Below are 25101 nucleotides of genomic sequence, written 5' to 3' on the forward strand. Positions count from 1 at the left end.
GGATTCTTCAGCTAAATAAACGCAGGGCGCGGGTGGAACCGGCCGGAATGTCGGCCGCGTCCATTTCCTGGTAAAACTCTTGCACCTGGCCCGCGATCTCGGCCAGCGCCGCGTCTGACAGGGCCTGGTTGTAATCGTCGACGATGGTGGCGTCGAGGCGGCCCACCAGTGCCTTGGCGCAAGCGACCATGGCGCCGAAACCGTCGCGCGCGGGCGCCACGCAGGGCACGTCCAGCAACAGTGTCAAGCGGGAAGTGGTTTCCTCGGCCAGGGTGACATTCGTCGACAGCGAGAACAGATAGCTGCCGTCGCCGTCCGGCATGACGAAGCGGCCGTCCGGACGCACGTCGAAGCCCTGCTTTTCCAGCGCAAACAGCAAGGTGGAAATGGCCCACGGCGCGCCGTTCGTGTGCAGGTTGACGCCCAGCTGGGCATCGTGGCCGGCGACAAAGCGGTGCAGATTGCGCGCTTCTGCCATCACTTCCATCATGTCGGGCACTTCCGGCTCGGCGCCGATCTCGTCGGCCACGCCACGCAAGCGCGTGACCAACTCCGAGTATTCCAGTTCATTCAGGGCCGTGCTGCGGCTGGCCAGCTGCACGCCGCCCTGCATCTTGGTATAGACACCGCCATGCGTGATCGGTTCCCAGTCGCCATTCACGTGCAAGCCGATGAAATGCACGGGCTTGTTACCCACCAGGCGCAGGGTTTGCAGCACGGGCAGGATCTTGTCGCCGCGCACGGGCGCTTCCAGCGACAAAGGCAGCAGGCAGTCGATCAGCGGGTCGACCAGGCTGGTCGCCTGTTCGCTGGCGGCGCTGACTTCTTGCACGGGCTCGGCGGCTGGTGCAGGGACTGGCTCGGCAGGTGCATCCCCCAGCGACGGCTCTACATGCACGGGGGCATCGGACACGGGCGCGGCTGGCGGCGCGCCGAACGACGGTTCGGCCTTGGCGGCGGGCGCGGCGTCAAGGCGCGGTTCCTGGCGCAGGACGGGTTCCTGCACGTCCGCCACGGGGGCGTCGCCCTCGCGCATCAGCACGTCGTCGTGGTCGGTGGAAAAGGCCCTTTCCACGCTTTTCTTGGCCTTGTATTCCTGCCATTTGTTGTACGAAAAAACACCGACGATAAAGACGCCGCCGGCGCCGAACAAGGTAATTTGTAAGTCTGTCATGCTGCTTGTGCCTCGGTAGCAAAATTTGCGGCGGACTCCATGTCCACCGCCACGATGCGCGATACGCCTTGCTCCTGCATCGTCACACCGATCAATTGATGGGCCATTTCCATCGCAATCTTGTTATGCGAAATGAAAAGGAATTGGGTCTGGTCGGACATGCGCTTGACCATGCGGCAGAAGCGTTCCGTGTTCGAATCGTCCAGCGGCGCATCGACTTCGTCGAGCAGGCAGAACGGCGCCGGATTCAGGCGGAACATGGAAAACACCAATGCGGTCGCGGTCAGCGCCTTCTCTCCACCCGATAACAGGTGGATGGTGGCATTTTTCTTGCCGGGAGGCTGCGCCATGACTTGTACACCGGAATCGAGAATCTCGTCGCCCGTCATGGTCAGCCTGGCCTGCCCCCCACCAAACAGGATGGGGAACAGCTCGGAAAAGTGGTGGTTGACCTTGTCGAACGTGTCTTGCAGCAAGTCGCGCGTTTCCTTGTCGATCTTGTGGATCGCGTCTTGCAGCGTATTGATCGCTTCCGTCAGGTCGGCATTCTGGGCGTCGAGGAAATTCTTGCGCTCGGACGCCTGCGCCAGCTCGTCCAGCGCGGCCAGGTTGACGGCGCCCAGGGACGTGATGGCGTTCGTCAGGCGCGTGACTTCGCCCTGCAGGTAGGACGGACGCATGTCCGGATGCAACTTTTCCGTCAAGGCCGCTTCATCGGCACCGGATTCCAGCAATTGCTGGGCGAATTGCTCCTGGTTCAAGCGCGCGGCCTGTTCCTTGAGCTGCATTTCCATGATCTTGTCGCGCTGCGGCTGCAAGCTGCGTTCCGATTGCGTGCGCGCATCTTCGGACAGGCGCAGCTGCTGCGTGATCTGGTCCAGTTCATGGCGCGCGTCCGCCAGCGCCCGCTCTTGCGTGGTGCGGCGCTCGAGCAAGTCCTGCAAGCCGTCGGCCGCCGCGCCGCTTTCCAGATTCGCCAGTTCGAGTTCGCCCGCCTGCAGGCTGGCCGTCACTTGCTGCGCCTGCGTACTGGCCGTGGCGATGTTGCGGCGCAATTCCTCGATCTTCGCGCGGTGGGCTTTTTCCGCGTATTCCGTATCCTTGGCAGCCCGTTCCAGGTCGCGCAAGGCTTCGCGCGCTTCGGCCAGGCGCTGTTCCTTCTGCAAAAAGTCCGTGTGGCCGTCTTCGTGCGCTTCCTGCAAGTTGCCCAGTTCCATGTCCAGCTGTTCGAATTTCTCTTCCGATTCCAGCTTGGTCTGCATTTGTTCCGCTTCCTGCGCGGCGATTTCGGCCAGATCCGCACCGATCTGCGTGCTGCGCTGGTTGAATCGCGCTTCGACTTCCGACAATTTGACCACGTCCAGTTGCAGAGTATGCACGGAGGAAGTGAGCTGCTGTATGCGCAGGCGCAAGTCCGACAGGTTGCGCGTCAAGGTTCCCACGGCCGCGTCGGCCCGCACGGAACGGGCGCGCGCCTCTTCGGCCAGCAATTGCTGGGCGCGCAACTGTTTGCCGATATTCTCGATTTCCTGCTGACGCCCCAGCATGCCTTCCTGCTCCGAATCGGCCGCATAGAAGCGCACGCTGGTGGCCGTGACCACGTGACCAAGCCGCGTGACGAAGTAGCCGCCGGGCGGCAATTTACCGCGTTCGGCCAGCGCCTCGGCCGCGTCTTCCACGGCGTAGGCGTTGTACAGCCAGTCCTGCAGCAAGCCGCGCAAGCCCGGATCATTGAGTTTCAGCAAGTTCAGGAACGGCTTCAGGCCTGGCACGTCCGGCATCGGCAGCGGCGCCACCGTGGACGGCGCATACAGGGCCAGCTTGGCGGGCGGCGCGTCGGCAAAGAATGCCTTGGCCCAGTCGATGTTCGACAGTTGCAGGGCTGACGTGCGCTCGCGCAAGATCGATTCCATGGCCGCTTCCCAGCCCGCCTCGATCTGCAGCTTTTGCCACAGGCGCGGCAAGGTGTCGAGCTCGTGCTTTTTCAGCCACGGCTGGACCTTGCCCTGGGTTTGCACCCGTTCCTGTAATTGTTTCAAGGCGGAAAGACGCGCTTCCAGCTGGGCGTTCGCGGCCGTTTCGGCATTCACCTGCGCCTGAGCTTCAGCGCGTTCCTGCTCCAGCTTGGGTTGCTGCTCCAGTGCTTCTTCCAGGTAGAAACCCTGCTCTTCCAGCGTCTGCTGCTTTTCTTCCAGCTGCAGTTTCAGGTTTTCCAGGTGGCTGCTGTCGGGCAAACTCAGGCTGTTCTTTTCCTGTTGCAGGCGCTCGCGGCGCGTCAACAGGCTGGCCAGGATGTTGGAGGCGTTGCGCTGGTGCGCCGATTCCAGTTCCAGCTGCTGCTGCGCCTGCATGATGCGCGCGCGCGATTCCGTGCTCTTGTTCTGCGCGGCGCGCCAGGCGGCGTCCAGCTCGGGCAATTGCTCGCCCTTCTGTTCCGCCATCATTTGCGATTGCTCCACCTTCGCGGCCAGCTCTTCGAGGTGGAATTCCGCCTCTTCGATCTGTTCCTGGTATTCGCCGCCCTGGCTGCTCCACTGGTCGCGCTGGGCCGTCAGGGTGGCCAGCTGCGCCTGCAGGCGGGCGCGCGATTCGATGACGAACTTGATCTGCGCTTCCAGGCTGCCGATTTCCGCATTCGTCTGGTACAGATGGCCTTGCGCCGTATGCAGGCGGTCGCCCACGGCAAAGTGCGCCTGGCGCATCTGTTCCAGGGTCAATTCCACATTGCGCAGCTTGGCCGTCTGTTCTTCCAGGTCTGTCTGCGCCTGTTCCACTTCGCGGAAATAGCGCGTCTGCTCGTTCTGCGCCTCGTTCTTGCGCAGCAGCCACAACAGTTTCTGCTTTTCTTCCTGGTCCGCCTGCAAGGCGTGGAAACGCGTGGCCACGGCCGCCTGCGCTTCCAGCTTTTCCAGGTTGGCATTGAGTTCGCGCAAGATGTCTTCCACGCGCAGCAAGTTTTCGCGCGTGTCTTGCAAGCGGTTTTCCGTCTCGCGGCGGCGTTCCTTGTATTTCGACACGCCGGCCGCTTCTTCCAGAAAGACGCGCAATTCTTCGGGGCGCGATTCGATGATGCGCGAAATCATGCCCTGGCCGATGATGGCGTAGGCACGCGGACCGAGGCCCGTGCCAAGGAAGATATCCTGGATGTCGCGCCGGCGCACGGGCTGGCCATTGATGTAATAGGTGGACGTGCCATCGCGCGTCAGGGTGCGCTTGACGGCGATCTCGGCGTACTGGCCCCACTGGCCGGAGGCTTTTCCGTCGTTGTTGTCGAACACCAGTTCCACGGAAGCGCGCCCGGCGGGCTTGCGGTGCGTGGAACCGTTGAAGATGACGTCCTGCATCGATTCGCCGCGCAGTTCCGACGCTTTCGATTCGCCCAGCACCCAGCGCACGGCATCGATGATGTTCGACTTGCCGCAGCCATTCGGCCCAACCACGCCCACGAGCTGGCCTGGCACCTGGAAATTGGTGGGATCGACGAAAGACTTAAATCCCGACAACTTGATGGAAGAGAGACGCACGTGTTTTAGAGTTCCTGGCCTATGCTGGCGGTTGAGATCGGCGAACCCGGCTCATATTCAGTTCAGATGCACCATGGCGACGGCAGTCTGGCCGCACACCGCAAAAAAAGTGGTTCATCATACCATTTCCTGATGCTTTTCTGGCCAAAAAACAGCGACATCAAGTGCCGGCCGGCACCAGCTCAAGGGGCTGGGCGTCCATCTTGCGCCAGTTTCCAGTCTTCACGGGAGAAAACGCGCTCATGGCCGGACAGCACCATGGCCAGTTTTTGCAGCCACTGCTCGGTCGGCATGGGCTCGGCCTTGAAGCTCAGCACCACCATCAGCACCAGGCTGACCAGCGCCAGCGCATGGCTGACGGCAAAATTCACGGCGCCGCGGGCATTCCACATGAAGCCCAGCGCCAGCGCCAGGCCCAGCACGCAGCCGCTGACGGCTTCCGACACGCTGTGCGCATGCACGACGACACGCGAAATGGCCACCAGCACGGCAAACGCCACGCCGACGAGCACACCGGCATGGCGCCAGCGCGGCTCGGCCCGCTGCAGCAGCACATACATCAACACGGGAAACACGGCGCCGGCGCGCATGGCGTGGCCGCTGAAACCGGTAAAATCGAGCGCGCTGCTGCCCACGCCCCAGCTCATGAAGGCCAGCTTCGACAGCACCACGAGGGCCAGGCCGCCGCCGTACCACAGGCTCCAGCTGAGCACCAGGCGCCACTGGCGCGAGACGAGCAGCCATAGGGCAATCGCCACGCCAGCCGGCCCCATGACGGACATGTCGGCCGCAAAAGAAATTCCATTCCACCAAGTCATCGTGCCTGCGCTTATTTCATGATCAGCGTGCACTATGCCATGACTCGGCCCTGTTCCGCGCGGCTTTTGCTGTGCCGCAGCAAAGAATTACATTCCATTACAATATTCCCGCGCGAAAACTATCCACTTGGCAAGTACCAGGCACGTGTCAGATATTCGTCAGACGCTTGCCCCTGGGCGGCGCAAAGTCGCGGATCGATTCGATCATGCCCACTTCCAGCGCCTGGTCGGCCGTCAGGTGCAGGTCGGAATACGCATGCACCTGCCACTGCTCTTCCGTCAGGTTGACCTGGCCGCGCAGGATGCGCTCGGTTCGCATGTCGTCGGCGCGCAAGCCCTCGACGATGATGCTGAGCGCATCGGGGCGCGAACCGGGCGAGGCGGTCGCATGCGACTTGTGCACCATGAAGCGGGCCGTGTCGCTGGCATGGCGATGCCGCCCCGACAGAAACAAGGTGACGGCGATGGACGCCACGGCGCCTGCGTTGTAGGTAATGATGTCGAACGGCAACTTGCTGAGGAAGTTGTACAGACAAATGCCATCGCTGACATAGCCGCCGTTCGACTGGATCAGGATGTGCGCGGTGGTGAGCTTGTCTTCCGTGATGTCGGCCACGGCGTTGAAGACGCGCCGCACCATGTCACTGTTGACGTCGCCCGAGAGGGTAAAGTAACCGTGCTGCTCGGTGTTGTTTTGTGTCTCGTGTTGTGTCCCGCTCTGTGTCGTGTTCATGGCAGCCACCCGCAAGAAAGCCAGGACTTCATCATAGTCCATTCCCGCGCGGCCGGGCGCCCTTTTGCAGCGGATCAGCCCCCTGCCCAGCCCCGCAAATCGGTGGGTTTGCGGCAATTTGGCAACGTCTTTACAGATTGACAGAATACCCCTGCTGACATATATTCCTCACACTTGATCGGGAGAGGGCAACCCAGCGTTGCCGCCGAAGGGGCACTACCCAAAAACTCTCAGGCAAAAGGACCGATCAGGCGGACTGAAGATGTTGCTTTGGCGACATCTTTAGCTCAACTCTGGAGAGCGGCCGCGGCTATTGCCGGCGGCCCACCGAAGGGGCGCACGGGGCAAGCCCCCCGTAATCTCTCAGGTACAAAGGACAGGGGGGTCAGTGATCACGATGGAGTGCCGTTTTGGCTCTCGATATTCTGTGTTCTGTTAACTTCCCCCTTTACCTTCGTCCCGAGGAATCCATGACGCTCAAAGCGACCCCACTCAACAACGCCCACCGTGCCCTCGGCGCCCGCATGGTCGATTTCGGCGGCTGGGACATGCCCGTCAACTACGGCTCGCAAATCGAAGAACACAACGCCGTGCGCAACGACGCCGGCATGTTCGACGTGTCGCATATGTGCGTGGTCGATATCGAAGGCCCGAACGTGCGCGCCTTCTTGCGCGGCTTGCTGGCCAATAACGTCGACAAGCTGCAAGTGTCGGGCAAGGCGCTGTACTCGTGCATGCTCAATGCCGAAGGTACCGTCATCGATGACCTGATCGTCTACTTCTTCAATGAAAACTGGTTCCGCCTCGTCGTCAACGCGGGCACGGCGGAAAAAGACGTGGCCTGGATGCAGCAGCAAAATACCGCCACCAACAGCGGCCTGACGATTACCGAACGCCGCAATGCCAACGAGCCGATGGCCCTGGTGGCCGTGCAAGGCCCGAACGCGCGCGCCAAGGTATGGCAAGTGCTGCCGGAAACGCAAGCCGCGTCGGAAGCCATCAAACCGTTCAACGTCGTCATCGTCAAGGACACCGCCTTCGGCGAAGTCATGCTGGCGCGCACCGGCTACACGGGCGAAGACGGCTTTGAAATCGGCGTATCGGCGACCCAGGTGGAAGCCCTGTGGAACGCCCTGATCGCCGCCGGCGTCAAGCCGGCCGGCCTGGGCGCGCGCGACACCCTGCGCCTGGAAGCGGGCATGAACTTGTATGGCCAGGACATGGACGAAACCGTCAACCCGCTCGACGCGGGCCTGGCGTGGACCATCGACCTGGTCAGCGAGCGCGACTTCATCGGCAAGGCCGCCCTGCTGGCCAAAGGCCAGAATGCGCAATTCGTCGGCCTGATCCTGCGCGAAAAAGGCGGCGTGCTGCGCGCCCATCAAAAAGTCATCATCGGCGGCAACGAGCAAACGGGCGAAATCACCAGCGGCACCTTCAGCCCCACCATGCAGGAAGCGATCGCCCTGGCGCGCGTACCCAACGGCGTCGCTGTAGGCGACACCGTGCACGTGGAAATCCGCGGCAAGCAACTGGCCGCCTCCGTCGTCAAGCTGCCTTTCGTGCGTAACGGTAAAATCCTGGCTGCGTAAGCGTTTAGAGCCGCCCGCAAGACCGAATAAACATAATCAATAACGAACACTTACCATCTGGAGCCACACATGAACATTCCTGCAGACCTGAAGTACACCGCATCCCACGAATGGGTACGCCTTGAAGGCGACGGCACCGTCACCGTCGGCATCACCGAATACGCGCAGGACGCCCTGGGCGACATCGTCTTCGTCGAACTGCCAACCGTGGGCAATACCTATGGCGCCGGCGACGACGCCGCCGTGGTGGAATCGGTGAAAGCCGCGAGCGACATCTACGCGCCTATCGCCGGCGAAGTCGTGGCCGTCAACGACGACGTGGTCAACTCGCCTGAGTCGATCAACGCCGACGCCTACGCCAACTGGCTGTTCAAGATCAAGCCAGCCGACGTGTCGGCCCTGGACGGCTTGCTCGACGCCGCTGCCTATGGCGCCACCACCAGCGCGTAATCGCGTTTGACTCACGGGCCGCAATTGCGGCCCGTTTGCATTTTTTCTGCGTTGCGCCCGCGCGCCGCCTCCCGGTTTTTCAGTCTTTTTTGGCCTCTATATCATGACCCGCACCAGCCTGACCCAACTCGAAGCACGCGATGCCTTCATCGCCCGCCACATCGGCCCTTCCGCCACCGAACAACAAGCCATGCTGGCAACCCTCGGCTATCCATCGCGCGCCGCGCTAATCGACGCCCTGGTACCGGCCAACATCCGCAACAAGGGCGCCCTGCCATTGGGCGCGTATTCGCAGCCGATGCCGGAACAGGAAGCCTTGTCGCGCCTGAAAGCCATCGCCGGCAAGAACCAGGTGCTCAAATCCCTGATCGGCCAGGGCTACTACAACACCTTTACGCCTGGCGTCGTGCTGCGCAACATCTTTGAAAACCCGGCCTGGTACACGGCGTACACACCTTACCAGCCGGAGATTTCGCAAGGCCGCCTGGAAGCGATTTTGAACTTCCAGCAAGTGATCACGGATTTGACCGGCATGGGCATCTCGAACGCCTCGATGCTGGACGAAGGCACGGCCGCCGCCGAAGCGATGACCCTGATCCAGCGCGTGGGCAAGTCGAAGTCGAACGTGCTGTACGTGGCCAATGACGTACTGCCGCAAACGCTGGAAGTGGTGCAGACGCGCGCCCAGCCGATCGGCATCGAGGTGCGCACGTTCGACCCGGCTGAAATCGAGTCGCTGGACGCCTGCTTCGGCGTGCTGCTGCAATACCCAGGCGTGAACGGTGTCGTGCGCGACTACCGCGCCGGCGTGGAAAAACTGCATGCGAATGGCGCCATGGTCATCGTCGCGGCCGACCTGCTGGCCCTGACCATGCTGACGCCTCCTGGCGAATGGGGCGCCGACGTCGTCGTCGGCAACAGCCAGCGCTTCGGTGTGCCGCTCGGTTTCGGCGGCCCGCACGCGGGCTATTTGTCCACGCGCGATGAATTCAAACGCAATATGTCGGGCCGCCTGGTGGGCGTGACCGTCGATGCGCAAGGCAACAAGGCATATCGCCTGGCCCTGCAAACGCGCGAACAGCACATCCGCCGCGAAAAAGCGACCTCGAACATCTGCACGGCGCAAGTGCTGCTGGCCGTGATGGCCTCGATGTACGCCGTCTACCACGGCCCCGCCGGCCTGCTGCAGATCGCCCAGCGCGTGCACCGTTTTACGGGCGTGCTGGCCGCCAACCTGAAGACGCTCGGCTACGGCGTCGTCAACGCGAGCTACTTCGACACATTGACCGTCAACGTCGCCGATGCGGCGCAACTGCACGCGACGGCCATGCACCACGGCGTCAACCTGCGCAAGATCGACGCCACCCATGTCGGCGTGTCGCTCGATGAAACCACCACGCGCGACGATATCGCGCTGCTGTGGAAGGTCTTCGCGCACGGCCTGGCCAACGCGCCTGCCGCCCCGGACCTGGACGCCGTTGAAGCGGCTGTGACCAGCGCGCTGCCGGCGAATCTGGCGCGCGAAAGCGCGTATCTGACCCACCCCGTCTTCAACAGCTACCACTCGGAACACGAAATGCTGCGCTACCTGCGCAGCCTGGCCGACAAGGACCTGGCGCTGGACCGCACCATGATCCCGCTCGGTTCGTGCACCATGAAGCTGAACGCGACGAGCGAAATGATTCCCGTCACCTGGCCGGAATTCTCGAACATCCACCCGTTCGCGCCCGATGCGCAAACGGTGGGCTACCGCGAAATGATCGCGCAGCTGGAAGAAATGCTGTGCGCGCTGACGGGCTACGCCGCTGTCTCGCTGCAGCCGAACGCCGGCTCGCAGGGTGAATACGCGGGTCTGCTGGTGATCAAGGCGTATCACGAGTCGCGCGGCGAAGGCCACCGCAACATCTGCCTGATCCCGTCGTCGGCGCACGGCACCAACCCCGCATCGGCCAATATGGTCGGCATGCAGGTGGTCGTCACCAGCTGCGACGCCAACGGCAACGTCGACCTGGCCGACCTGAAAGCGAAAGCGGAAAAGCACAGCGCCAACCTGGCTTGCGTGATGGTCACCTACCCGTCCACCCACGGCGTGTTTGAAGAAGGCATCCAGGAACTGTGCGAGATCATCCACTCGCACGGCGGCCAGGTCTACATCGACGGCGCCAACATGAACGCGCTGGTCGGCGTGGCCGCTCCCGGCTCGTTCGGCGGCGACGTCTCGCACCTGAACCTGCACAAAACCTTCTGCATCCCGCACGGCGGTGGCGGACCAGGCGTGGGCCCGATCGGCGTGGGTGCCCACCTGGCGAAATTCCTGCCAAACCAGCGTTCGAGCGGCTATCAGCGTGACGCTGCCGGCATCGGTGCCGTCAGCGCCGCACCATTCGGCTCGGCCAGCATCTTGCCGATTTCGTGGATGTATATTGCCATGATGGGCGCGGAAGGCTTGACGGCAGCGACCGAGACGGCAATCCTAGCGGCGAACTACATCGCGCGCCGCCTGGCGCCGCACTATCCCGTGCTGTACTCGGGCCACGACGGCCTGGTCGCGCACGAGTGCATCCTGGATCTGCGCCCAATCACGGACGCCACCGGCATCAGCAACGAAGATGTGGCCAAGCGTTTGATGGACTTCGGCTTCCATGCGCCGACCATGAGCTTCCCCGTGCCGGGCACCTTGATGATCGAGCCGACGGAAAGCGAATCGAAAGTGGAAATCGACCGCTTCATCGACGCCATGATCGCCATCCGCGCAGAAATCGCCAAGGTCGCCAGCGGTGAATTCGACCACGACGACAACCCGCTGAAAAACGCGCCGCACACGGCGCAGGTATTGATGTCGGACAACTGGGAACGCAAGTACAGCCGTGAAATCGCGGCCTACCCCGTCGCTTCCCTGCGCCAGCGCAAATACTGGCCACCGGTCGGCCGCGCCGACAATGTGTATGGCGACCGCAACCTGTTCTGCGGCTGCGCCCCGATCAGCTCGTACGAGGAAGAGTAAACCTGATTTGCCCGGCTAGCCGGGCAACAGGAAAACAGAACGGCAGGCCGCAAGGTCTGCCGTTTTTTTATGCGCCGCGTTACAAAGCCAGCAAGACGGCCCCTGGCAAGCCCAGCACCGTGCCCAGTATCGTCAGCAACACGACATCGCGCCGCTCGCAGCGGGTGCGGTGCGAGCTCCAGGCGGCAAACAGCAACGCGACGGCCACGCCGCTGAGCGAAATTCCCACTTCCGTCATGCCAGTTCTCCCATCATTGTTTCTTTCTTCATTGCTCTCATCCTTTTCAAATTATTGAACAAGCTACCTACCGGTAGGCAGTAAGTGTACAATAAAAAACACGGCGGCGTCCATGCCCCGTTTTTTTGATGACATGAAGGAAGCGCAATGCGGCAGCAAACCACTCTCCCCGCCGCCAGTCTTGGGCTGGCGGCCTCCCTGGCCCTGGTGGCCGTGCTCGGTCCGGCAGGCATCGACATGTACCTGGCCTCGATGCCCGCCATGGCGCGCGAGCTGCACACCTCGTATGCGAACGTGCAGCTGAGCCTGACGGTTTTCCTGCTGGCCCTGGGTGGCGGACAATTGCTGTGCGGGCCGCTGACGGACATGCTGGGCCGACGCTATCCGTTACTGGCCGGCATCGCCGTGTACATCGTGGCGGCCGTGTGGGCGTCGCAGGCGGAGCAATTGAGCACCCTGCTGCTGGCGCGCTTGCTGCAGGGCCTGGGCGCGGCGCTGACCCTGGTCGTGGTGATGAGCATGGTGCGCGACGTGGCCAATGGCGTGCAGGCGGCGCAGCTGTTTGCCCTGTTGATGACCATCGTGGGCCTGGCGCCCGTGCTGGCGCCCGCCGTGGGCGGCTTGCTCGATGCCCATTACGGCTGGCGCGCCGTGATGCTGGCCCTGGCCGCGCTGGGCGTCTTGACCCTGCTCAATAGCGCGCTGTTCCTACCGGAAACCTTGCCGCAAAAGAACCGCGTTTCGCCGAAGGGCTTACACCGCACGTATGCGCGCATCGCGCTGGACCGTGCCTTCCTGCTGCCCGCGCTGGCCCTGTCCGCCACTTTCTTCTTCCTGTTTGCCTATATCGGCGGGGCGTCGCTGGTGTATCAGCGCGATTTCGGTCTGTCCGCCGGCAGCTTCGGCCTGGTGTTCGGCGCCACGGGCGTGGCCGTGCTGCTGGGCGCCATGGCCAGCGGCCGCCTGGTGGAAAAGTATGGTGTAGTGCGCCTCTGCGTGGCAGGCAGCGCCGCCATGCTGGGCGGCGCCGTGCTGGCCCTGCTGGGCGCCTGGGCGGGCTTCGGCATCGCCGCCGTCGTGCCCGGCATGTTCGTGGCCCTGTTTGGCCTGGGTATCGCGGAAGCGGCGCTGATGGCCATGGCCATGGGTTCGCAACAGCGTGCGCTCGGTTCCACGGCGGCATTGCTGGGCGCCATCCAGATGACCTTGTCGTCGCTGGCCACGCCGCTGGCGGCCAGCCTGTCCGAATGGGGGCCATTGCCCTGGCTGCTGTTCTTGACGGTGGCCGGCCTGCTGGTATCATGGCTGACCCTGGCCACTGCGCGCGTCCATCCGGCACACGCCACCAGCCCGGGCGCGCACTGACGCCTGAACCAACCACTACCTCCTATGAAGAAACGCTCGGCCTCGGCCGATAACATCTGTGCCGTCGCCGTCGTGCACTTTTCCGAACATGGCTACGATGCCTCGTCCCTCAGCGACATCGCCGAGCAGGCGGGCATGCGCAAGGCATCGCTGTACTCGCACTTCGCCGGCAAGGACGCCCTGTTTCTCGACGTGTTTGCCGACGCGCTGGCCGAAGAGCAAGCCTTCATGGATGCCTGCTTCGCCGACGAAGCGGCACTGGCGGCACCCGGCGGCCAGCTGGCCGGCGCCCTGTACTGCGACCGCATGGCCCAGCGTTACGGGGATTCGGCCCATTTGCGCTTCCTGCTGCGCACGGCGTATTTACCGCCCGCCACCCTGCGCATCGAAGTCGGCACGGGCTACGAAGCCTTGCTGGCGCAGTTGCAGCAGCACTACATGGCCAGCCTGGGCCGCCTGGCACCCGCCCTGGCGCCACCACACATCGCCCTGTACGCGCAAGCCTACCTGGGCATCGTCGACAGCCTGCACGTGGAACTGATCTACGCGGGCGGCGCCGCCCTGCAGCAGCGCCATGCGGCGCTGTGGCAGATTCTGTCCGATTCGCTGGCGATGGCGCAAACCATCCTATAAGTTGCACGGGAAAATCTAGTATAAAAACTCCAATTGACGATGGTTTGGGAAACTCCTGTCGGCACCCACTTGTCTAACCCATTCCGGTGTTCTGATGTGCTAACTGCATCCAGATCTTCAAGTCCCCAACAACTGGCGATATTGGCTTGGCGTCATGCCCAGGGCGGCGCGCATAGCACTGCCCATGTGCGACTGATGTGCAAAGCCACTAGCGCACGCGATGTCCGCCAGCGGCCTGTCTATCTCCATTAGCATGCTTCGTGCCGCCTGCACGCGCGTTTCCACAATGTATGCATGCGGCGTCATGCCTGTCGCCTGAGTAAAGTCACGCAGGAAGCGCAGGACCGGCAAGCCTTCGTTTGCAGCCAGCTGTTCCAGGGTCAGTCCCTGCCCGAACTGGCAAGCGATCCGCTCCAACACCCGCGCCATGTCTACCCGCGCCGTGCGTGTCGGTGCCTCTTGACATCCCTGCCGTAGCGACAGCAATGCCAACGCCGAGTGTTCCAGCGCCAGTGGATCGGCCTGTGTATTCAGCATTAGCCGTCGCAGGCGTAGCGCCAGAGCGAGAGCCTGCCGGTGTCCGGCCATTTCCACGCGCCTTTCAAGAGGATTCGCCTCCGGCGCGCCGGTCAACGCGGCGCCACGCCAGCGCAGGACCAGGTACTCGCCACCTTGCGCAGATTCGGAAAAAACATCAATCCCGGCCGGCGTGCAAGCGAGCACGCCGGGCCATGTATCGAAATCGACGCGCCGGTCGGAACCTATCGCATGCACCCCCCGCTGACGCTGCAGCGACACGCCCATGCTTTGTGACTGCACGGGGTCGCGCGCGCTGTAGGGTGCGCCTGGCAAAAGCTGCAGGCACAGTCCGCCTGCTGCGTGTGTGACGACAGGCATTGCGCCACCTGTACTCTCCTTGATAAGTGGCCGTGCCATGTGAAATTTCCTGATAGATCAAAATGTTGGTAATGGAGATACTAGCCGGGCTCACAGCAGTACATCTACCACACACGACAGGAAAGCATATGCGAACAATCGGATTGATCGGCGGCATGAGCTGGGAATCCAGTGCAGAATATTACCGCATCATTAACCAGGGCGTACGCGCCCGCCTGGGGCCGCTTCGCTCTGCGCCCATATTGCTATACAGCGTTGATTTCGGCCCCGTCGCGCAAGCGCAGCATGCAGGTCGCTGGCAAGATGCCGGTACCATTCTGCGCGATGCGACGTTACGTCTGTATGCGGGGGGCGCCGACGGCATCGTGCTGTGCACCAACACAATGCATGTGCTCGCCGACGAAATCGCTTCGGCATCGCCATTGCCATTCCTGCACATAGCCGATCCCGTTGGCAGCGCGGCACAGGCGCTAGGATTGTGTACGGTCGGCCTGCTCGGCACCTCGTTTACCATGCAGCAACGCTTTCTGCGCGATCGGTTGGAACGGCACGGCCTGGAAGTCCTCGTACCACCCGATGCACAGCAAACTGCCTTGCACGACATCATTTATAGCGAACTGTGCGCCGGCATTGTGCGAACTTGCTCACGTACCGTCTTCCTGCGCGCTATCGATGCGCTGGCCGCGCGCGGAGCACAAGCCGTCGTCCTCGGCTGCACGGAAATCAGCTTGCTGCTACAGCAGGAACACAGCGACCTGCCCCTGCTCGACAGCACCCAACTACATGCACTCGCTGCAGTCGATTTCATCCTGGAAGGCGAGGCATGATGCCGCCTCGCCGCGCCGCATGGACCATGCTCCCCACGTCGCTCGTCGCCCTGTTGTCCGCCTGCGGCGGCAGCGTCGATGTAACCACGCCCCCATCCACCATTCCTTACCTGGTGTACACACATGACGCGTCCAAGCTGCTACCTGACACGGGCAGTATTAGCATTGCACCAACAGGTACACCAGCAACGATTTCGCCGCGTGGCAGCCTGACGATAGCGGCCGATGGCCGGGCAAGTTGGGGGGCTGGCCTAAACGGGGGAGTTACTGCGTACCACCATCCGCAGGCGAAGCATTTGCCTTATGCAGCCATGTTGTGCATGTCCGGCTTAGGCGGAAAGGATAACCGCAAAGCCATTCATATACTGGTGGCCGCCGTCGCTGAAGTAGTGAGTACAGCAGCCGCTTTGGCGGAGCAACGATTCGACAGCAGTTTCGACGACTGTGCAGACGACACGGCCAGCGAAAGTCTGCGCTTCGACAGCGCGGGCAACTTGCTGAGGCGCACCACGCGTCAGCCTGGTGGCCCGGGCGTGACAACTGCCTACACTGCCACCGAAGTGGACCGCATGCTGGGGAGGGACGGATTGACGGAAATAGGCATCACTACCCGGCTTCAGGCATTCCGCTTGTCCGTTGACGGCGCGCCACGCTACGTACTCGTTGAGCAACGCAGCAGCGCCGCGCAAGCAGCGGCAAGCTATCTGATTTTGTGGAAACAATAGCAATATATGGTGTCGCAAACTCTAGGCCAGCCGCAACGAAACGCCAACGTAGAGCGCAATAACGACACTGTGCGCCACGACTGGCTCAGAGCTCTAAAAATAAGTAATTTCAATGGCATTTTTTGATAAAGGAGCCCTATTATCAAATCTTCAAACTTAGGCAATAATAGAGTCATCTTTGAGCCAATTGGACAAGACTTTGTGGCGAAAGTTCAAGATCCCGTCACTCGGGTGATTATCGTGGGAGCAGGGTTTTCGGGTATTGCTGCCGCTAATTCACTGCAAACTTGCGGTGTGGAAGTGATGGTGTTGGAAGGACGTTCGCAGATCGGTGGGCGTACGCGCACGCTGCCCGCCCTGGGTGCAAGTGTAGAGGCGGGGGGCGCCTGGATTCATGCACCGATCGGTAATCCTTTGACCGACCTGGCCAACTTTCTTTCCATCGAACAACGCCGGTTTGCGCTGAGCGACATTTTTTCGGAGATGCGGCTGGCAGGCTTGCACGGGGAAGTGTTAGATACGCTGGAGCGTGATCGTGTTATGCAGCTTGCCGATGAGATTGAGACGGAACTGACGCAGTTGGCGTTTAAATATGCGCCCACACAGAACGTCGCCGACCTGCTCGAATTGCGACTACGCTCAATCACCGATCCATCTCTACGGGCGTGGGTGCGCTTTGTTGTATACACGGGGTTTCAGGCTGATTTAGCTTGTCATGCAGAAGATATTTCCATTGCCAATTACGCCTTGGATGCAGGGTTCAGCGGGGGAGATCACCGCATCGTGGGCGGTTACGGAAAAATGCTTTCCCGTCTTGCCGATGGTTTGGAAATATACTGCGACGCGCTCGTCAGTGAGGTGCGGCAAACCACTGAGGGCGTGACAGTACGCTGTACCGACGGGCGCGTAGAACGGGGGTCGCATGTGGTGATCAGTGTGCCGCTGGGCGTCCTGAAGGCTGGTGTCATCCGTTTTTCGCCGGACTTGCCAGTGGCAAAAAAGAGAGCCATCGAGCAGCTGGGTTTTGGGGCATTCGAAAAACTTATTCTCCAATTCGAGCAGGCATTTTGGAAAATTGGGAATGCTAGTCCCAGTGGTGTATTCATTCGGGATCACCCAGTTTTTCCGTACTGGATTGATGTAACCTCCACCGCCGGTCGACCGACCTTGGTCGCGCACATCGCAGGGCCGCCAGCCCTTGCATTAGCTGACTTCAGCCCCGATGCAGCGCTCGCGATGGCTTTAGCGGCACTCGCTACCGCCTTTGCTTGTGAAATACCGAGACCTACGGCCTTCCATCAGACCAATTGGTCTGGCGATCCCTGTAGTCGCGGCGCGTATACACATTTGTCTCCCGTTTCTACAATTGAGGATTTGCAGTCCCTAGGCGAACCCGTAGGTCGTATTCTCTTCGCCGGCGAGGCGACTTCCATGCAACGTTTCGGCTATGTTGACGGGGCCTACATCTCGGGTCTTCGCGAGGCACAGAGGTTGGTCAGCGCTTCTGGGGTGCAATTATCAGCAATTAAATACGATCACCAGGGATAGTGAAATGCAAAAAAACGGACTATCGGTGACAAGCGTCGGGAATCCGGTGCCTACTACCACCTTGTTCTCGGTGATTAGTACCCTTGCTAGACGTCGTCACGCTCCAATTGACAGCGCCTGTTTTCGTAGACTTTTCTCAGACTAAAAACACCCTATGAATCAACGTGTACCCGCCGCATTTTCGTGTGTTCAGGACGGCTTTGATAAAAGTCAGTTGCAAGCCAGCGGCGCCTTTGTGGAAGAATTTGAACTTAAGCCCTATGCGCCTGGCACTTTGGATGGCTTGCGATTCGCTGTCAAAGATAACATCGACATCTGTGACCGCCTGACCTCGTATGGCAGTAAACCCTGGCGTGATGTGCATCCGCCTTCAGCATTTCACGCGGTTTGTGTTGAACAGTTGTTGGCGGTCGGCGCTCACTGCGTCGGAAAAACCGTGGCCGATGAATTCACCTACAGCCTGGATGGGGAGAGTCACTTCTTTGGCACCCCATTGAATCCGCGTGCACCTGATCGAATTCCTGGGGGTTCATCTAGTGGTTCGGCATCAGCGGTCGCCTGCGAACTGGTGGATTTTGCACTTGGTACTGACTGCGGTGGATCTATTCGAGTTCCAGCCAGCCTTTGCGGAGTATTTGGGATGCGTCCAAGTTTACACCGCATTTCCGAAGCCGGCGTGCTTCCTTTTGCACCGAGTGTAAGTACCGTCGGTGTATTGGCTCGAAGTCTACCCATTCTGCGCAAAGCAATGCGCGTGCTTCTTCGCAGCCAAAATGTAACATCCCCAACGGTTAAAAATGTGTATCTATTGGAAGATGCCTTTAAGCTGGCCGATCCTGCTATCCAAGCTGCGCTATCTGAACATCTTGCTTACCTGCGCAACCGCACTGACATCACCGTTTCTTCGATTACGCTGCGCGACATAACAGGGCTGGACCTGGACTTGATGTCATGCAACAGGAAAGCGCTACGCGTTCTGCAGACGGTAGAGGTGGGCAATGCGATAGGTGGCTGGATTCGTGCAAATCAACCCGAGCTAGGACCAAATTTCCAGGCTGGATATCGGAATGTCGAAGACTATGATCGCAGTACCCTGAGTGACGGCTTGAACCTGTGCGAGAACCTCTATACCCGAATCGCTGCTTTCACTAAGCCGGGCGATGTTTTCTGTTACCCCACTGCACCAGTATTGGCACCGAAGAAGGGCACATTAACTGGCGACAACCTTCCCGCCGTTCTCGACTATTACGACCGGACCATGGCCGTTACGTCCTTCGCGGGTGTTGCCAGATTGCCAGAAATAACCCTCCCGCTGGCCCAGGTCGATGGAGTTCCAATCGGTCTGTCTTTAACTGCAGGCCGCTATCAAGATGAATTTCTTCTTGATGCTAGTCAGCACTTATGGGGCGCGCACCTGGCGTCCTAATGGTTAGGCGTCAGTCGCGTATTAATTTTTAGAAAAGAGAATATGAAATCAATTTTCCTCAACGGTACCGTTGGTGTCGGGAAATCAACCACCGCCGAACATTTGGGGGCATGCCTTGCCGCGCGCAGTACGCCCCATGCAGTCATTGATCTGGACAGTATTCGGCAGTACTGGCCCGCGTCGGCACGCGATCCGTTCAACCTGGAAATTGAACTATTGAACCTGGCAGCACTTGCCGCCAACTTTGAACGTGCTGGGGCGCAATACCTGGTGATAGCCGGGGTCATTGAGAACGTAAATAGCGCGGCGCGTTACCGTGCAGCCCTGCGAGGCCAGCCGGTCTTCATCTGTCGGCTCATGGCCCCATCCGAAGTGATAGGGCAGCGCTTGCAGGTACGGCATCAGAACGACTCGAAAGCGCTTCATTGGCATCTGCAACGAAGCCTTGAGCTCGATTTAATTCTTCGCGATGCACATGTGGATGACACGGTGATTGACTGCGCCGGGAGCTCGCCACATGAAATAGCAGAGAAGGTTCTTTCCGTTGTTGGCTGTGCAACAGGCGCAGCCCTACCAGCCGACAATCAGATACGCTTCAGTTAGAAGAAACAACTTATGAAATCACATACCACCGATCGGCTCATACTACGTCCATGGACGCTAGATGATGTAGAGTTCGTTTTCGACATGTATTCTCGATGGGAGGTCCAACGCTTCATCGGATTCTCCCCTCGATTACTGGCATGCCGAGCAGAGGCTGAGGAAAAAATCCTTCAGTGGCAAAGTCTAAGGCATGAGATCAACGGTTTCTGGGCCATCACATCCAAAGAATCAGGAGCCTTGCTTGGTAACGTATTTTTAAAGCCGATTCCATTTTCATTCAAAAACAATGCATCATGCTCACCCGACGACACAGAAATTGGATGGCATCTTTACCCAAAAGCATGGGGCAAGGGCTTTGCATCCGAAAGTGCGGCAGCACTACTACAGCATGCATTCGGTGAAGGTCTTGAACGAGTGGTCGCCGTCACCTATCCTGAGAATGTTGCGTCTGTCGGCGTATGTGAACGAATCGGCATGCGCTACGAGGGATTGAGTTCAGCGTATTACAACGCGACGGTCAAGCTGTTTACGGCAATGAAGCCCGCGCTGTGATCTGCCCGGAAGTATTTCAGACCAACTGAAGAGCCGTATGCATTGCTTTGTCATACAATTACCCCGCAAATCTGCAGCCACATAATCCGCAAACTTTCAGTCTTTCGATGACGACTTCAACAGAGTTATATCATCAGCGGCAATGCAGGTCCTGGTAAAGCTCGCTGGCATACTGGCTCCCCCTGTCCGAATGGCCGATCAATACGGGCGCCGGCCGACGCTGTTAATTGGCCATATTCAACGCATCGCAAACCAGCTTGGTTGGCATGCTTGGTGCCATGGCCCAGCCCACCACTTTGCGCGCGTACAGGTCCAGCACGGTTGCCAGATGCTGCCAGCCGGCACCGGTACGGATGTACGTGATGTCGCTGACGTATGCCAGGTTCGGCGCGCTCGGATTGCACTGCCGGTTCAGCACGTTGCTAGCCACTGGCAGGTCGTGCTTGCTGTCCGTCGTATGGACGAACTTGCGCTTCCAGACCGGATTCAAAACCTGCAGGCGCATCAAACAAACTGCGCACCTTGTAGCGCCCGATGTCGAACCCTGCGCTGGCTTTGCACCAAACCGGTTTAGCAGAACGACGCTGCGCCTCGTAAAAGCCGGATCGGCTCACGTCCAGGATGCGACAGCTGTGCCGGACTGAGATGGCCTCCTTTTGCAGCTGGCGAATGAGCGTATGGGGCACTTCATCTCGCGGGCAAAGAAGGCCGAGGCCTTTTAAAAGATGGTGACATCCTGCCGAAGTTGCTGATTTTCCAGCTCCATTTGGCGGATTCTTTGCTGCTCGGCGGTGAGCGGCTTGCCGATGCCGGGCTGCCCGTTCCGCTCGGTACTGTACTGCTGTAGCCAGCGACGGTTCGCGGTCTGGACGATGCCCATGCTTTCGCTGACGTTCTGGACGCTCTGGCCCTGCTCATTGATCAGCCGGACCACTTCCAGTTTCAGGTTCGGCTCGAAGGCTCTACGTTTTCTTGTTGTCATGCTTTTTCCTCGGATGCTAGATTTTCTACCTATCGAGGTGTCCGGGCAAATTAGTCCACACCAACATTACACTTTGGAAACCTAAGATTTCTTCAGTTGACACCCTCTCAGCACGTGCATAAGATGCCCCCATTATTCATTTACGGAGTCCCACGTGGGTACTTGTTCTAGTGACAGTAGCCGATCTTGTATCGGTGATTGCCTCGGCAGCTAAACAGCAAGCAACGCGGAACTCTCTTTCCTCCATGCCTTGCTGAGCAAGGTGCGGTGTCTCTCGCGGCCAGTCTGGCCGCGCGTCTCTCCCCCCTCTTTCCGATCGCGACCGGCTACTGACCCGGATTGCCCGCCAGCACTATTGTGTCTTGGCGGCACGCAAGTCTTGCCTGCGGCTGCGCCGCCCGTCAACACCTCGTCGTGAAAGGAAGAGCCATGAATCTCTTCACCCGCTTATTCGAATCATTTCTGCGCAAGCGCCATACGGCCGGCCATTTCCGCCGCCGCTCCATGCCGCTGGAAAACAGCACAGCCCGCCCCGTGCCCGACCATCTGGCGCGCCAGCTGCTGACCGCCGCCCACGAAGACCTGGACAGCGCCCTGAACCGCCTGCATACGCGCCTGGAAGGCTTGCGCGATGCCGAGGCGCAAGTCATCGGCGCGCAAACGGGCCCGAATGAAGTCGAGCATGAAAAACCGCTGGCCTGGTACCAGCATCTGTGGCTGTGCTACAAGAATCCGTTCAACCTGCTGCTCACCGTGCTGGCGATTGTTTCCTACCTGACGGAAGATCCGAAGGCCACCATCGTCATCGGCACCATGGTGATCCTGTCGACCCTGCTGCGCTTCGTGCAAGAAGGCCGCTCGAACCGCGCCGCCGAGCGCCTGAAAGCCATGGTCAGCAATACAGCCACCGTGCTGCGCAATGGTCAGCAGATCGAGCTGCCCATCCGCCAACTGGTGCAGGGCGACCTCATCGTGCTGTCGGCCGGCGACATGATCCCCGCCGATTGCCGATTGCTTTCCGCGAAAGACCTGTTCGTCAGCCAGGCCGCCATGACGGGCGAATCCTTGCCCGTGGAAAAGATGGCGGAACTGGCCGATGCCCATGGCAAAGACCCGATGGAGCTGGCCAATTTGCTGTTCATGGGCACGAATGTGATCTCGGGCGCGGCCACGGCGCTGGTACTGGCGACGGGCAACCGCACCTACTTCGGCACCATCGCCACGCGCGTCACGGCCACCGAGCGCACGCCGACGGCGTTTGAGGCGGGCGTGAATAGCGTCAGCTGGCTGCTGATCCGCTTCGCCCTCGTGATGGCGCCGCTGGTGTTCCTGATCAACGGCTGGACCAAGGGCGACTGGATGGAAGCGTTCCTGTTTGCCCTGTCCGTGGCCGTGGGCCTGACGCCGGAAATGCTGCCCATGATCGTCACCAGCACCCTGGCCAAGGGCGCCGTGAAACTGTCGAAAAAGAAAGTCGTCGTGAAACGCCTGGATGCGATCCAGAACTTCGGTGCCATGGATGTGCTGTGCACGGACAAGACGGGCACCTTGACGCAGGACAAGATCGTGCTGGAACGCCACACGGACGTGTTCGGCCAGCCATCCGATGAAGTGCTGCAATTCGCGTATTTGAACAGCCACTACCAGACGGGCCTGAAAAACCTGCTGGACCGCGCCGTGCTCGACCATGTGGAATTGCAGACGGAAATGCAGCTGGCCCGCGATTACGTCAAAGTCGATGAAATCCCCTTCGATTTCGTGCGCCGCCGCATGTCCGTCGTCGTTTCCGAACGCGACGATCACCATGAACTGATCTGCAAGGGCGCCGTCGAGGAAATCCTCGCCGCCTGCAGCCATTTGCGCCTGAATGGGGTGAACGTGCCGCTCGATGCCGCCCTGCTGGCGAAAGTGCTGGACACCACGCACGGCCTGAATGCGGAAGGGCTAAGAGTGGTGGCAGTGGCCGTCAAGGAAGTGCCGCCGCATAAAACCGTGTACGGCGTGGCCGATGAAACGGCGCTGACCCTGATCGGCTACGTAGCGTTTCTCGATCCACCGAAGGAATCGACGGCACCCGCCCTGCGCGCGCTGGCCGAACATGGCGTGACCGTGAAAGTCTTGACGGGTGACAACCACCTGGTGACGGCGAAGATTTGCCGCGAAGTGGGTCTGGCCGTGCACGGCGTGCTGCAAGGCCCGCAGCTGGACGAGATGGACGACGCCACTTTGGCCCGCGCGGCTGAAGAGAATACCGTGTTTGCCAAGCTCAGCCCGCTGCACAAGGAGCGCCTGGTGCGCGCCCTGCGCGGGAATGGCCATATCGTCGGCTTCATGGGCGACGGCATCAACGACGCGCCCGCCCTGCGCGCGGCCGACATCGGCATTTCCGTCGATTCGGCCGTCGATATCGCCAAAGAAGCGGCCGACATCATCCTGCTGGAAAAGAGCCTGATGGTGCTGGAAGAAGGCGTGCTGGAAGGCCGCCGTACCTTCAGCAACATGCTCAAATATATCCGCATGACGGCCAGCTCGAACTTCGGCAACGTGTTTTCCGTGCTGGTGGCCAGCGCCTTTTTGCCGTTTTTACCGATGCTGCCGCTGCACTTGCTGGTGCAAAACCTGCTGTACGACGTGTCGCAGATCGCCATTCCCTTCGACAACGTCGACGCCGAACTGATCCAGAAGCCCCTGAGCTGGAACCCGCGCGACATCGGCCGCTTCATGGTGTTTTTCGGCCCCATCAGCTCGATCTTCGACATCAGCACCTTTATCTTGATGTGGCATGTGTTTGGCGCGAATACGCCAGAACAGCAGACCCTGTTCCAGTCCGGCTGGTTCGTCGTGGGCCTGCTGACACAAACCCTGATCGTGCACCTGATCCGCACGCCCAAGCTGCCCTTCATCGACAGCATCGCCTCCGTGCCCCTGCTGGTGGCCACCACCGCCATCATGGCCGTCGGTGTGTTCCTGCCGATGGGACCGCTGGCGACCTACTTCAAGCTGCAAGCCTTGCCACTGGGCTACTTCCCCTGGCTGCTGGGCATCCTCGTCTGCTACACCATGCTGACGACGTTCATGAAACGCGTGTACCTGCGCAAATTCGGCTGGCAATAGTATGATGGAACGCTCTTTCTCCCCACAAAGGCACGCATGAGCGGTTCCCCCCTTTCCAAGCGTAATCTCGCCCTGCTGCTGTCGGCGCTGGTGTTTCCCGGCAGCGGGCATTTTGTATTCAAACGCAAGGCACGCGGCTGCCTCTTCCTCGTGCCGGCCCTGGTCGCCCTGGTGCTCGTATTGCGCCAGATCGTGGCACGGTTGGACCAAGTTATGGCACAGATCGACAGTGGCGCCCTGCCCCTCGACGTGCAGCTGATCATGGAAAAAGTCGATGCGCTGTCCGCCAACGATGGCCCCGCCATGACGCTGGCCGTGAGTGTGCTGGTGGCCTGCTGGATAGGCAGCCTGATCGACACATGGTTCCTCAAGCCATGACGGCGGAAGCGCAAGCGCGCAATGAACGCAAAAAACGCAAGGAAGCGAAGATGCAGGTACGCCGCGCGCAGCTGGCGCTCAGCCGCCAGGATCACGGCGGCCCGCAGGCCTGGCGCGGCTGGTTCGACGGTTCCGCCCACCCGAACCCGGGCAAGCTGGGCATAGGTGCCCTGCTGCTGGGGCCGCATGGCGAGCGCATCGAAGTGAGCCAGGCGGCCGGCCATGGCAGCAGCAGCGACGCGGAATATGCGGCCCTGATCGCCGTGCTGCAAGCGGCGCAGGCCGTGCGCCCGCCGCCCGGGCAACTGCTGCTGTTCGGCGACAGCCAGGTGGTGATCAATGATGTGCTGGGAACGACGCCGGTCGGCGCCAAGGGGCTGGAAATGCACAGGGCCACCGTAGTGGCCCTGCTGCAACAATTCAATGATGTGAGCTTGCGCTGGCTGCCGCGCCACAGGAATGGCGAGGCGGACCGGCTGTCGCAGCTGGCGATCGCCAGCTTCACCCCATAGGCTTCA

Annotated in this window: 22 protein-coding genes and 2 riboswitches; of the genes, 14 read left to right on the forward strand and 8 right to left on the reverse strand. The window is 60.6% G+C overall.

Annotated elements, in window-relative coordinates:
* Positions 1-7: 7 nt before the first annotated feature.
* The 4 genes from O0882_RS13025 to O0882_RS13040 all read right to left on the reverse strand — a co-directional run bounded on the left by O0882_RS13025 (position 8) and on the right by O0882_RS13040 (position 6249).
* Positions 8-1174, reverse strand: coding sequence for a cell division protein ZipA C-terminal FtsZ-binding domain-containing protein (locus tag O0882_RS13025; RefSeq protein ID WP_289948540.1), 1167 nt, complete (start codon positions 1172-1174; stop codon positions 8-10).
* Entirely contained in the window at positions 1171-4698 is a 3528-nt protein-coding gene (smc, locus tag O0882_RS13030) for a chromosome segregation protein SMC (RefSeq protein WP_289948542.1), read from the reverse strand. The genes O0882_RS13025 and smc overlap by 4 nt, the downstream gene beginning before the upstream one ends.
* Positions 4699-4880: 182 nt before the next feature.
* The gene (locus O0882_RS13035) at positions 4881-5516 is read right to left on the reverse strand and encodes a phosphatase PAP2 family protein (protein ID WP_289948544.1); all 636 of its coding nucleotides are present in this window, start codon (positions 5514-5516) and stop codon (positions 4881-4883) included.
* 148 nt (positions 5517-5664) lie between these two features.
* Positions 5665-6249: an ATP-dependent Clp protease proteolytic subunit gene (locus O0882_RS13040; RefSeq protein ID WP_289948546.1), complete on the reverse strand. Its 585-nt coding sequence runs from the start codon at positions 6247-6249 to the stop codon at positions 5665-5667.
* Between the two features lie 169 nt (positions 6250-6418).
* Positions 6419-6505: riboswitch (glycine riboswitch) on the forward strand.
* Positions 6506-6532: 27 nt separating this feature from the next.
* Positions 6533-6639, forward strand: a riboswitch (glycine riboswitch).
* A gap of 80 nt (positions 6640-6719) precedes the next feature.
* Between O0882_RS13040 and gcvT the strand changes: the two genes are divergently transcribed.
* From gcvT to gcvP, 3 genes are all read left to right on the forward strand, one after another.
* Positions 6720-7841 (forward strand): glycine cleavage system aminomethyltransferase GcvT, encoded by a 1122-nt coding sequence (gene gcvT / locus O0882_RS13045; protein ID WP_289948547.1) that lies wholly within the window; start codon positions 6720-6722, stop codon positions 7839-7841.
* A gap of 69 nt (positions 7842-7910) precedes the next feature.
* Complete coding sequence (gcvH, locus tag O0882_RS13050) at positions 7911-8291, forward strand: glycine cleavage system protein GcvH (protein WP_219890130.1); 381 nt, start codon at positions 7911-7913, stop codon at positions 8289-8291.
* 103 nt (positions 8292-8394) lie between these two features.
* The gene (gene gcvP, locus O0882_RS13055) at positions 8395-11295 is read left to right on the forward strand and encodes an aminomethyl-transferring glycine dehydrogenase (protein WP_289948551.1); all 2901 of its coding nucleotides are present in this window, start codon (positions 8395-8397) and stop codon (positions 11293-11295) included.
* Positions 11296-11374: 79 nt separating this feature from the next.
* On the opposite strand, the gene O0882_RS13060 is transcribed toward gcvP, so the two are convergent.
* Complete coding sequence (locus O0882_RS13060) at positions 11375-11533, reverse strand: hypothetical protein (RefSeq protein ID WP_289948553.1); 159 nt, start codon at positions 11531-11533, stop codon at positions 11375-11377.
* A gap of 147 nt (positions 11534-11680) precedes the next feature.
* Between O0882_RS13060 and O0882_RS13065 the strand changes: the two genes are divergently transcribed.
* Both O0882_RS13065 and O0882_RS13070 read left to right on the forward strand, forming a co-directional pair.
* Positions 11681-12898, forward strand: coding sequence for a Bcr/CflA family efflux MFS transporter (locus tag O0882_RS13065; RefSeq protein WP_289948554.1), 1218 nt, complete (start codon positions 11681-11683; stop codon positions 12896-12898).
* Between the two features lie 24 nt (positions 12899-12922).
* On the forward strand, positions 12923-13531 hold the full coding sequence (locus O0882_RS13070; protein WP_289948556.1) for a TetR/AcrR family transcriptional regulator: 609 nt from the start codon (positions 12923-12925) through the stop codon (positions 13529-13531).
* Positions 13532-13648: 117 nt separating this feature from the next.
* On the opposite strand, the gene O0882_RS13075 is transcribed toward O0882_RS13070, so the two are convergent.
* Positions 13649-14467 (reverse strand): AraC family transcriptional regulator, encoded by an 819-nt coding sequence (locus O0882_RS13075; RefSeq protein WP_289948557.1) that lies wholly within the window; start codon positions 14465-14467, stop codon positions 13649-13651.
* A gap of 89 nt (positions 14468-14556) precedes the next feature.
* On the opposite strand from O0882_RS13075, the gene O0882_RS13080 reads away from it, so the two are divergent.
* The 6 genes from O0882_RS13080 to O0882_RS13105 all read left to right on the forward strand — a co-directional run bounded on the left by O0882_RS13080 (position 14557) and on the right by O0882_RS13105 (position 20109).
* On the forward strand, positions 14557-15255 hold the full coding sequence (locus O0882_RS13080) for an aspartate/glutamate racemase family protein (RefSeq protein WP_289948558.1): 699 nt from the start codon (positions 14557-14559) through the stop codon (positions 15253-15255).
* Positions 15252-15980: a hypothetical protein gene (locus O0882_RS13085; protein ID WP_289948559.1), complete on the forward strand. Its 729-nt coding sequence runs from the start codon at positions 15252-15254 to the stop codon at positions 15978-15980. Before O0882_RS13080 ends, O0882_RS13085 begins: the two co-directional genes overlap by 4 nt.
* 201 nt (positions 15981-16181) lie before the next feature.
* Positions 16182-17528: an NAD(P)/FAD-dependent oxidoreductase gene (locus tag O0882_RS13090; RefSeq protein ID WP_289948560.1), complete on the forward strand. Its 1347-nt coding sequence runs from the start codon at positions 16182-16184 to the stop codon at positions 17526-17528.
* A 154-nt stretch (positions 17529-17682) separates the two neighbouring features.
* Positions 17683-18954 (forward strand): amidase family protein, encoded by a 1272-nt coding sequence (locus O0882_RS13095; RefSeq protein ID WP_289948561.1) that lies wholly within the window; start codon positions 17683-17685, stop codon positions 18952-18954.
* Between the two features lie 42 nt (positions 18955-18996).
* Positions 18997-19557, forward strand: coding sequence for an AAA family ATPase (locus O0882_RS13100; protein ID WP_289948563.1), 561 nt, complete (start codon positions 18997-18999; stop codon positions 19555-19557).
* Between the two features lie 12 nt (positions 19558-19569).
* The gene (locus O0882_RS13105; protein ID WP_289948564.1) at positions 19570-20109 is read left to right on the forward strand and encodes a GNAT family N-acetyltransferase; all 540 of its coding nucleotides are present in this window, start codon (positions 19570-19572) and stop codon (positions 20107-20109) included.
* Between the two features lie 223 nt (positions 20110-20332).
* Here O0882_RS13105 and O0882_RS13110 read toward each other — a convergent pair whose 3' ends face one another.
* Together O0882_RS13110 and O0882_RS13115 are read right to left on the reverse strand one after the other, a co-directional pair.
* Complete coding sequence (locus O0882_RS13110; protein WP_289948566.1) at positions 20333-20614, reverse strand: DDE-type integrase/transposase/recombinase; 282 nt, start codon at positions 20612-20614, stop codon at positions 20333-20335.
* A gap of 213 nt (positions 20615-20827) precedes the next feature.
* Positions 20828-21091, reverse strand: a complete 264-nt coding sequence (locus O0882_RS13115) for a transposase (protein ID WP_289948568.1) — start codon at positions 21089-21091, stop codon at positions 20828-20830.
* 429 nt (positions 21092-21520) lie between these two features.
* On the opposite strand from O0882_RS13115, the gene mgtA reads away from it, so the two are divergent.
* The 3 genes from mgtA to O0882_RS13130 are packed head-to-tail and all read left to right on the forward strand — an operon-like array spanning position 21521 to position 25095.
* Entirely contained in the window at positions 21521-24205 is a 2685-nt protein-coding gene (mgtA, locus tag O0882_RS13120) for a magnesium-translocating P-type ATPase (RefSeq protein ID WP_289948570.1), read from the forward strand.
* Positions 24206-24241: 36 nt separating this feature from the next.
* Positions 24242-24583, forward strand: a complete 342-nt coding sequence (locus O0882_RS13125; RefSeq protein WP_289948573.1) for a DUF6677 family protein — start codon at positions 24242-24244, stop codon at positions 24581-24583.
* Entirely contained in the window at positions 24565-25095 is a 531-nt protein-coding gene (locus tag O0882_RS13130; RefSeq protein WP_289948574.1) for a ribonuclease HI family protein, read from the forward strand. The genes O0882_RS13125 and O0882_RS13130 overlap by 19 nt, the downstream gene beginning before the upstream one ends.
* Positions 25096-25101: the final 6 nt, after the last annotated feature.

It is taken from the genome of Janthinobacterium sp. SUN073 (genome assembly GCF_030397665.1).
Lineage (GTDB): Bacteria > Pseudomonadota > Gammaproteobacteria > Burkholderiales > Burkholderiaceae_D > Janthinobacterium.

What these genes read in the sequence shown, in the direction of transcription:
- O0882_RS13105 (WP_289948564.1), top strand. Translation starts at nt 19,570, where the DNA reads ATGAAATCACATACCACCGATCGGCTCATACTACGTCCATGGACGCTA.
- gcvP (WP_289948551.1), top strand. Translation starts at nt 8,395, where the DNA reads ATGACCCGCACCAGCCTGACCCAACTCGAAGCACGCGATGCCTTCATC.
- O0882_RS13070 (WP_289948556.1), top strand. Translation starts at nt 12,923, where the DNA reads ATGAAGAAACGCTCGGCCTCGGCCGATAACATCTGTGCCGTCGCCGTC.
- O0882_RS13085 (WP_289948559.1), top strand. Translation starts at nt 15,252, where the DNA reads ATGATGCCGCCTCGCCGCGCCGCATGGACCATGCTCCCCACGTCGCTC.
- O0882_RS13100 (WP_289948563.1), top strand. Translation starts at nt 18,997, where the DNA reads ATGAAATCAATTTTCCTCAACGGTACCGTTGGTGTCGGGAAATCAACC.
- mgtA (WP_289948570.1), top strand. Translation starts at nt 21,521, where the DNA reads ATGAATCTCTTCACCCGCTTATTCGAATCATTTCTGCGCAAGCGCCAT.
- O0882_RS13025 (WP_289948540.1), bottom strand. Translation starts at nt 1,174, where the DNA reads ATGACAGACTTACAAATTACCTTGTTCGGCGCCGGCGGCGTCTTTATC.
- gcvT (WP_289948547.1), top strand. Translation starts at nt 6,720, where the DNA reads ATGACGCTCAAAGCGACCCCACTCAACAACGCCCACCGTGCCCTCGGC.
- O0882_RS13040 (WP_289948546.1), bottom strand. Translation starts at nt 6,249, where the DNA reads ATGAACACGACACAGAGCGGGACACAACACGAGACACAAAACAACACC.
- O0882_RS13095 (WP_289948561.1), top strand. Translation starts at nt 17,683, where the DNA reads ATGAATCAACGTGTACCCGCCGCATTTTCGTGTGTTCAGGACGGCTTT.
- O0882_RS13035 (WP_289948544.1), bottom strand. Translation starts at nt 5,516, where the DNA reads ATGACTTGGTGGAATGGAATTTCTTTTGCGGCCGACATGTCCGTCATG.
- O0882_RS13065 (WP_289948554.1), top strand. Translation starts at nt 11,681, where the DNA reads ATGCGGCAGCAAACCACTCTCCCCGCCGCCAGTCTTGGGCTGGCGGCC.
- O0882_RS13125 (WP_289948573.1), top strand. Translation starts at nt 24,242, where the DNA reads ATGAGCGGTTCCCCCCTTTCCAAGCGTAATCTCGCCCTGCTGCTGTCG.
- O0882_RS13130 (WP_289948574.1), top strand. Translation starts at nt 24,565, where the DNA reads ATGGTTCCTCAAGCCATGACGGCGGAAGCGCAAGCGCGCAATGAACGC.
- O0882_RS13075 (WP_289948557.1), bottom strand. Translation starts at nt 14,467, where the DNA reads ATGGCACGGCCACTTATCAAGGAGAGTACAGGTGGCGCAATGCCTGTC.
- O0882_RS13110 (WP_289948566.1), bottom strand. Translation starts at nt 20,614, where the DNA reads ATGCGCCTGCAGGTTTTGAATCCGGTCTGGAAGCGCAAGTTCGTCCAT.
- gcvH (WP_219890130.1), top strand. Translation starts at nt 7,911, where the DNA reads ATGAACATTCCTGCAGACCTGAAGTACACCGCATCCCACGAATGGGTA.
- O0882_RS13080 (WP_289948558.1), top strand. Translation starts at nt 14,557, where the DNA reads ATGCGAACAATCGGATTGATCGGCGGCATGAGCTGGGAATCCAGTGCA.
- O0882_RS13115 (WP_289948568.1), bottom strand. Translation starts at nt 21,091, where the DNA reads ATGACAACAAGAAAACGTAGAGCCTTCGAGCCGAACCTGAAACTGGAA.
- O0882_RS13060 (WP_289948553.1), bottom strand. Translation starts at nt 11,533, where the DNA reads ATGACGGAAGTGGGAATTTCGCTCAGCGGCGTGGCCGTCGCGTTGCTG.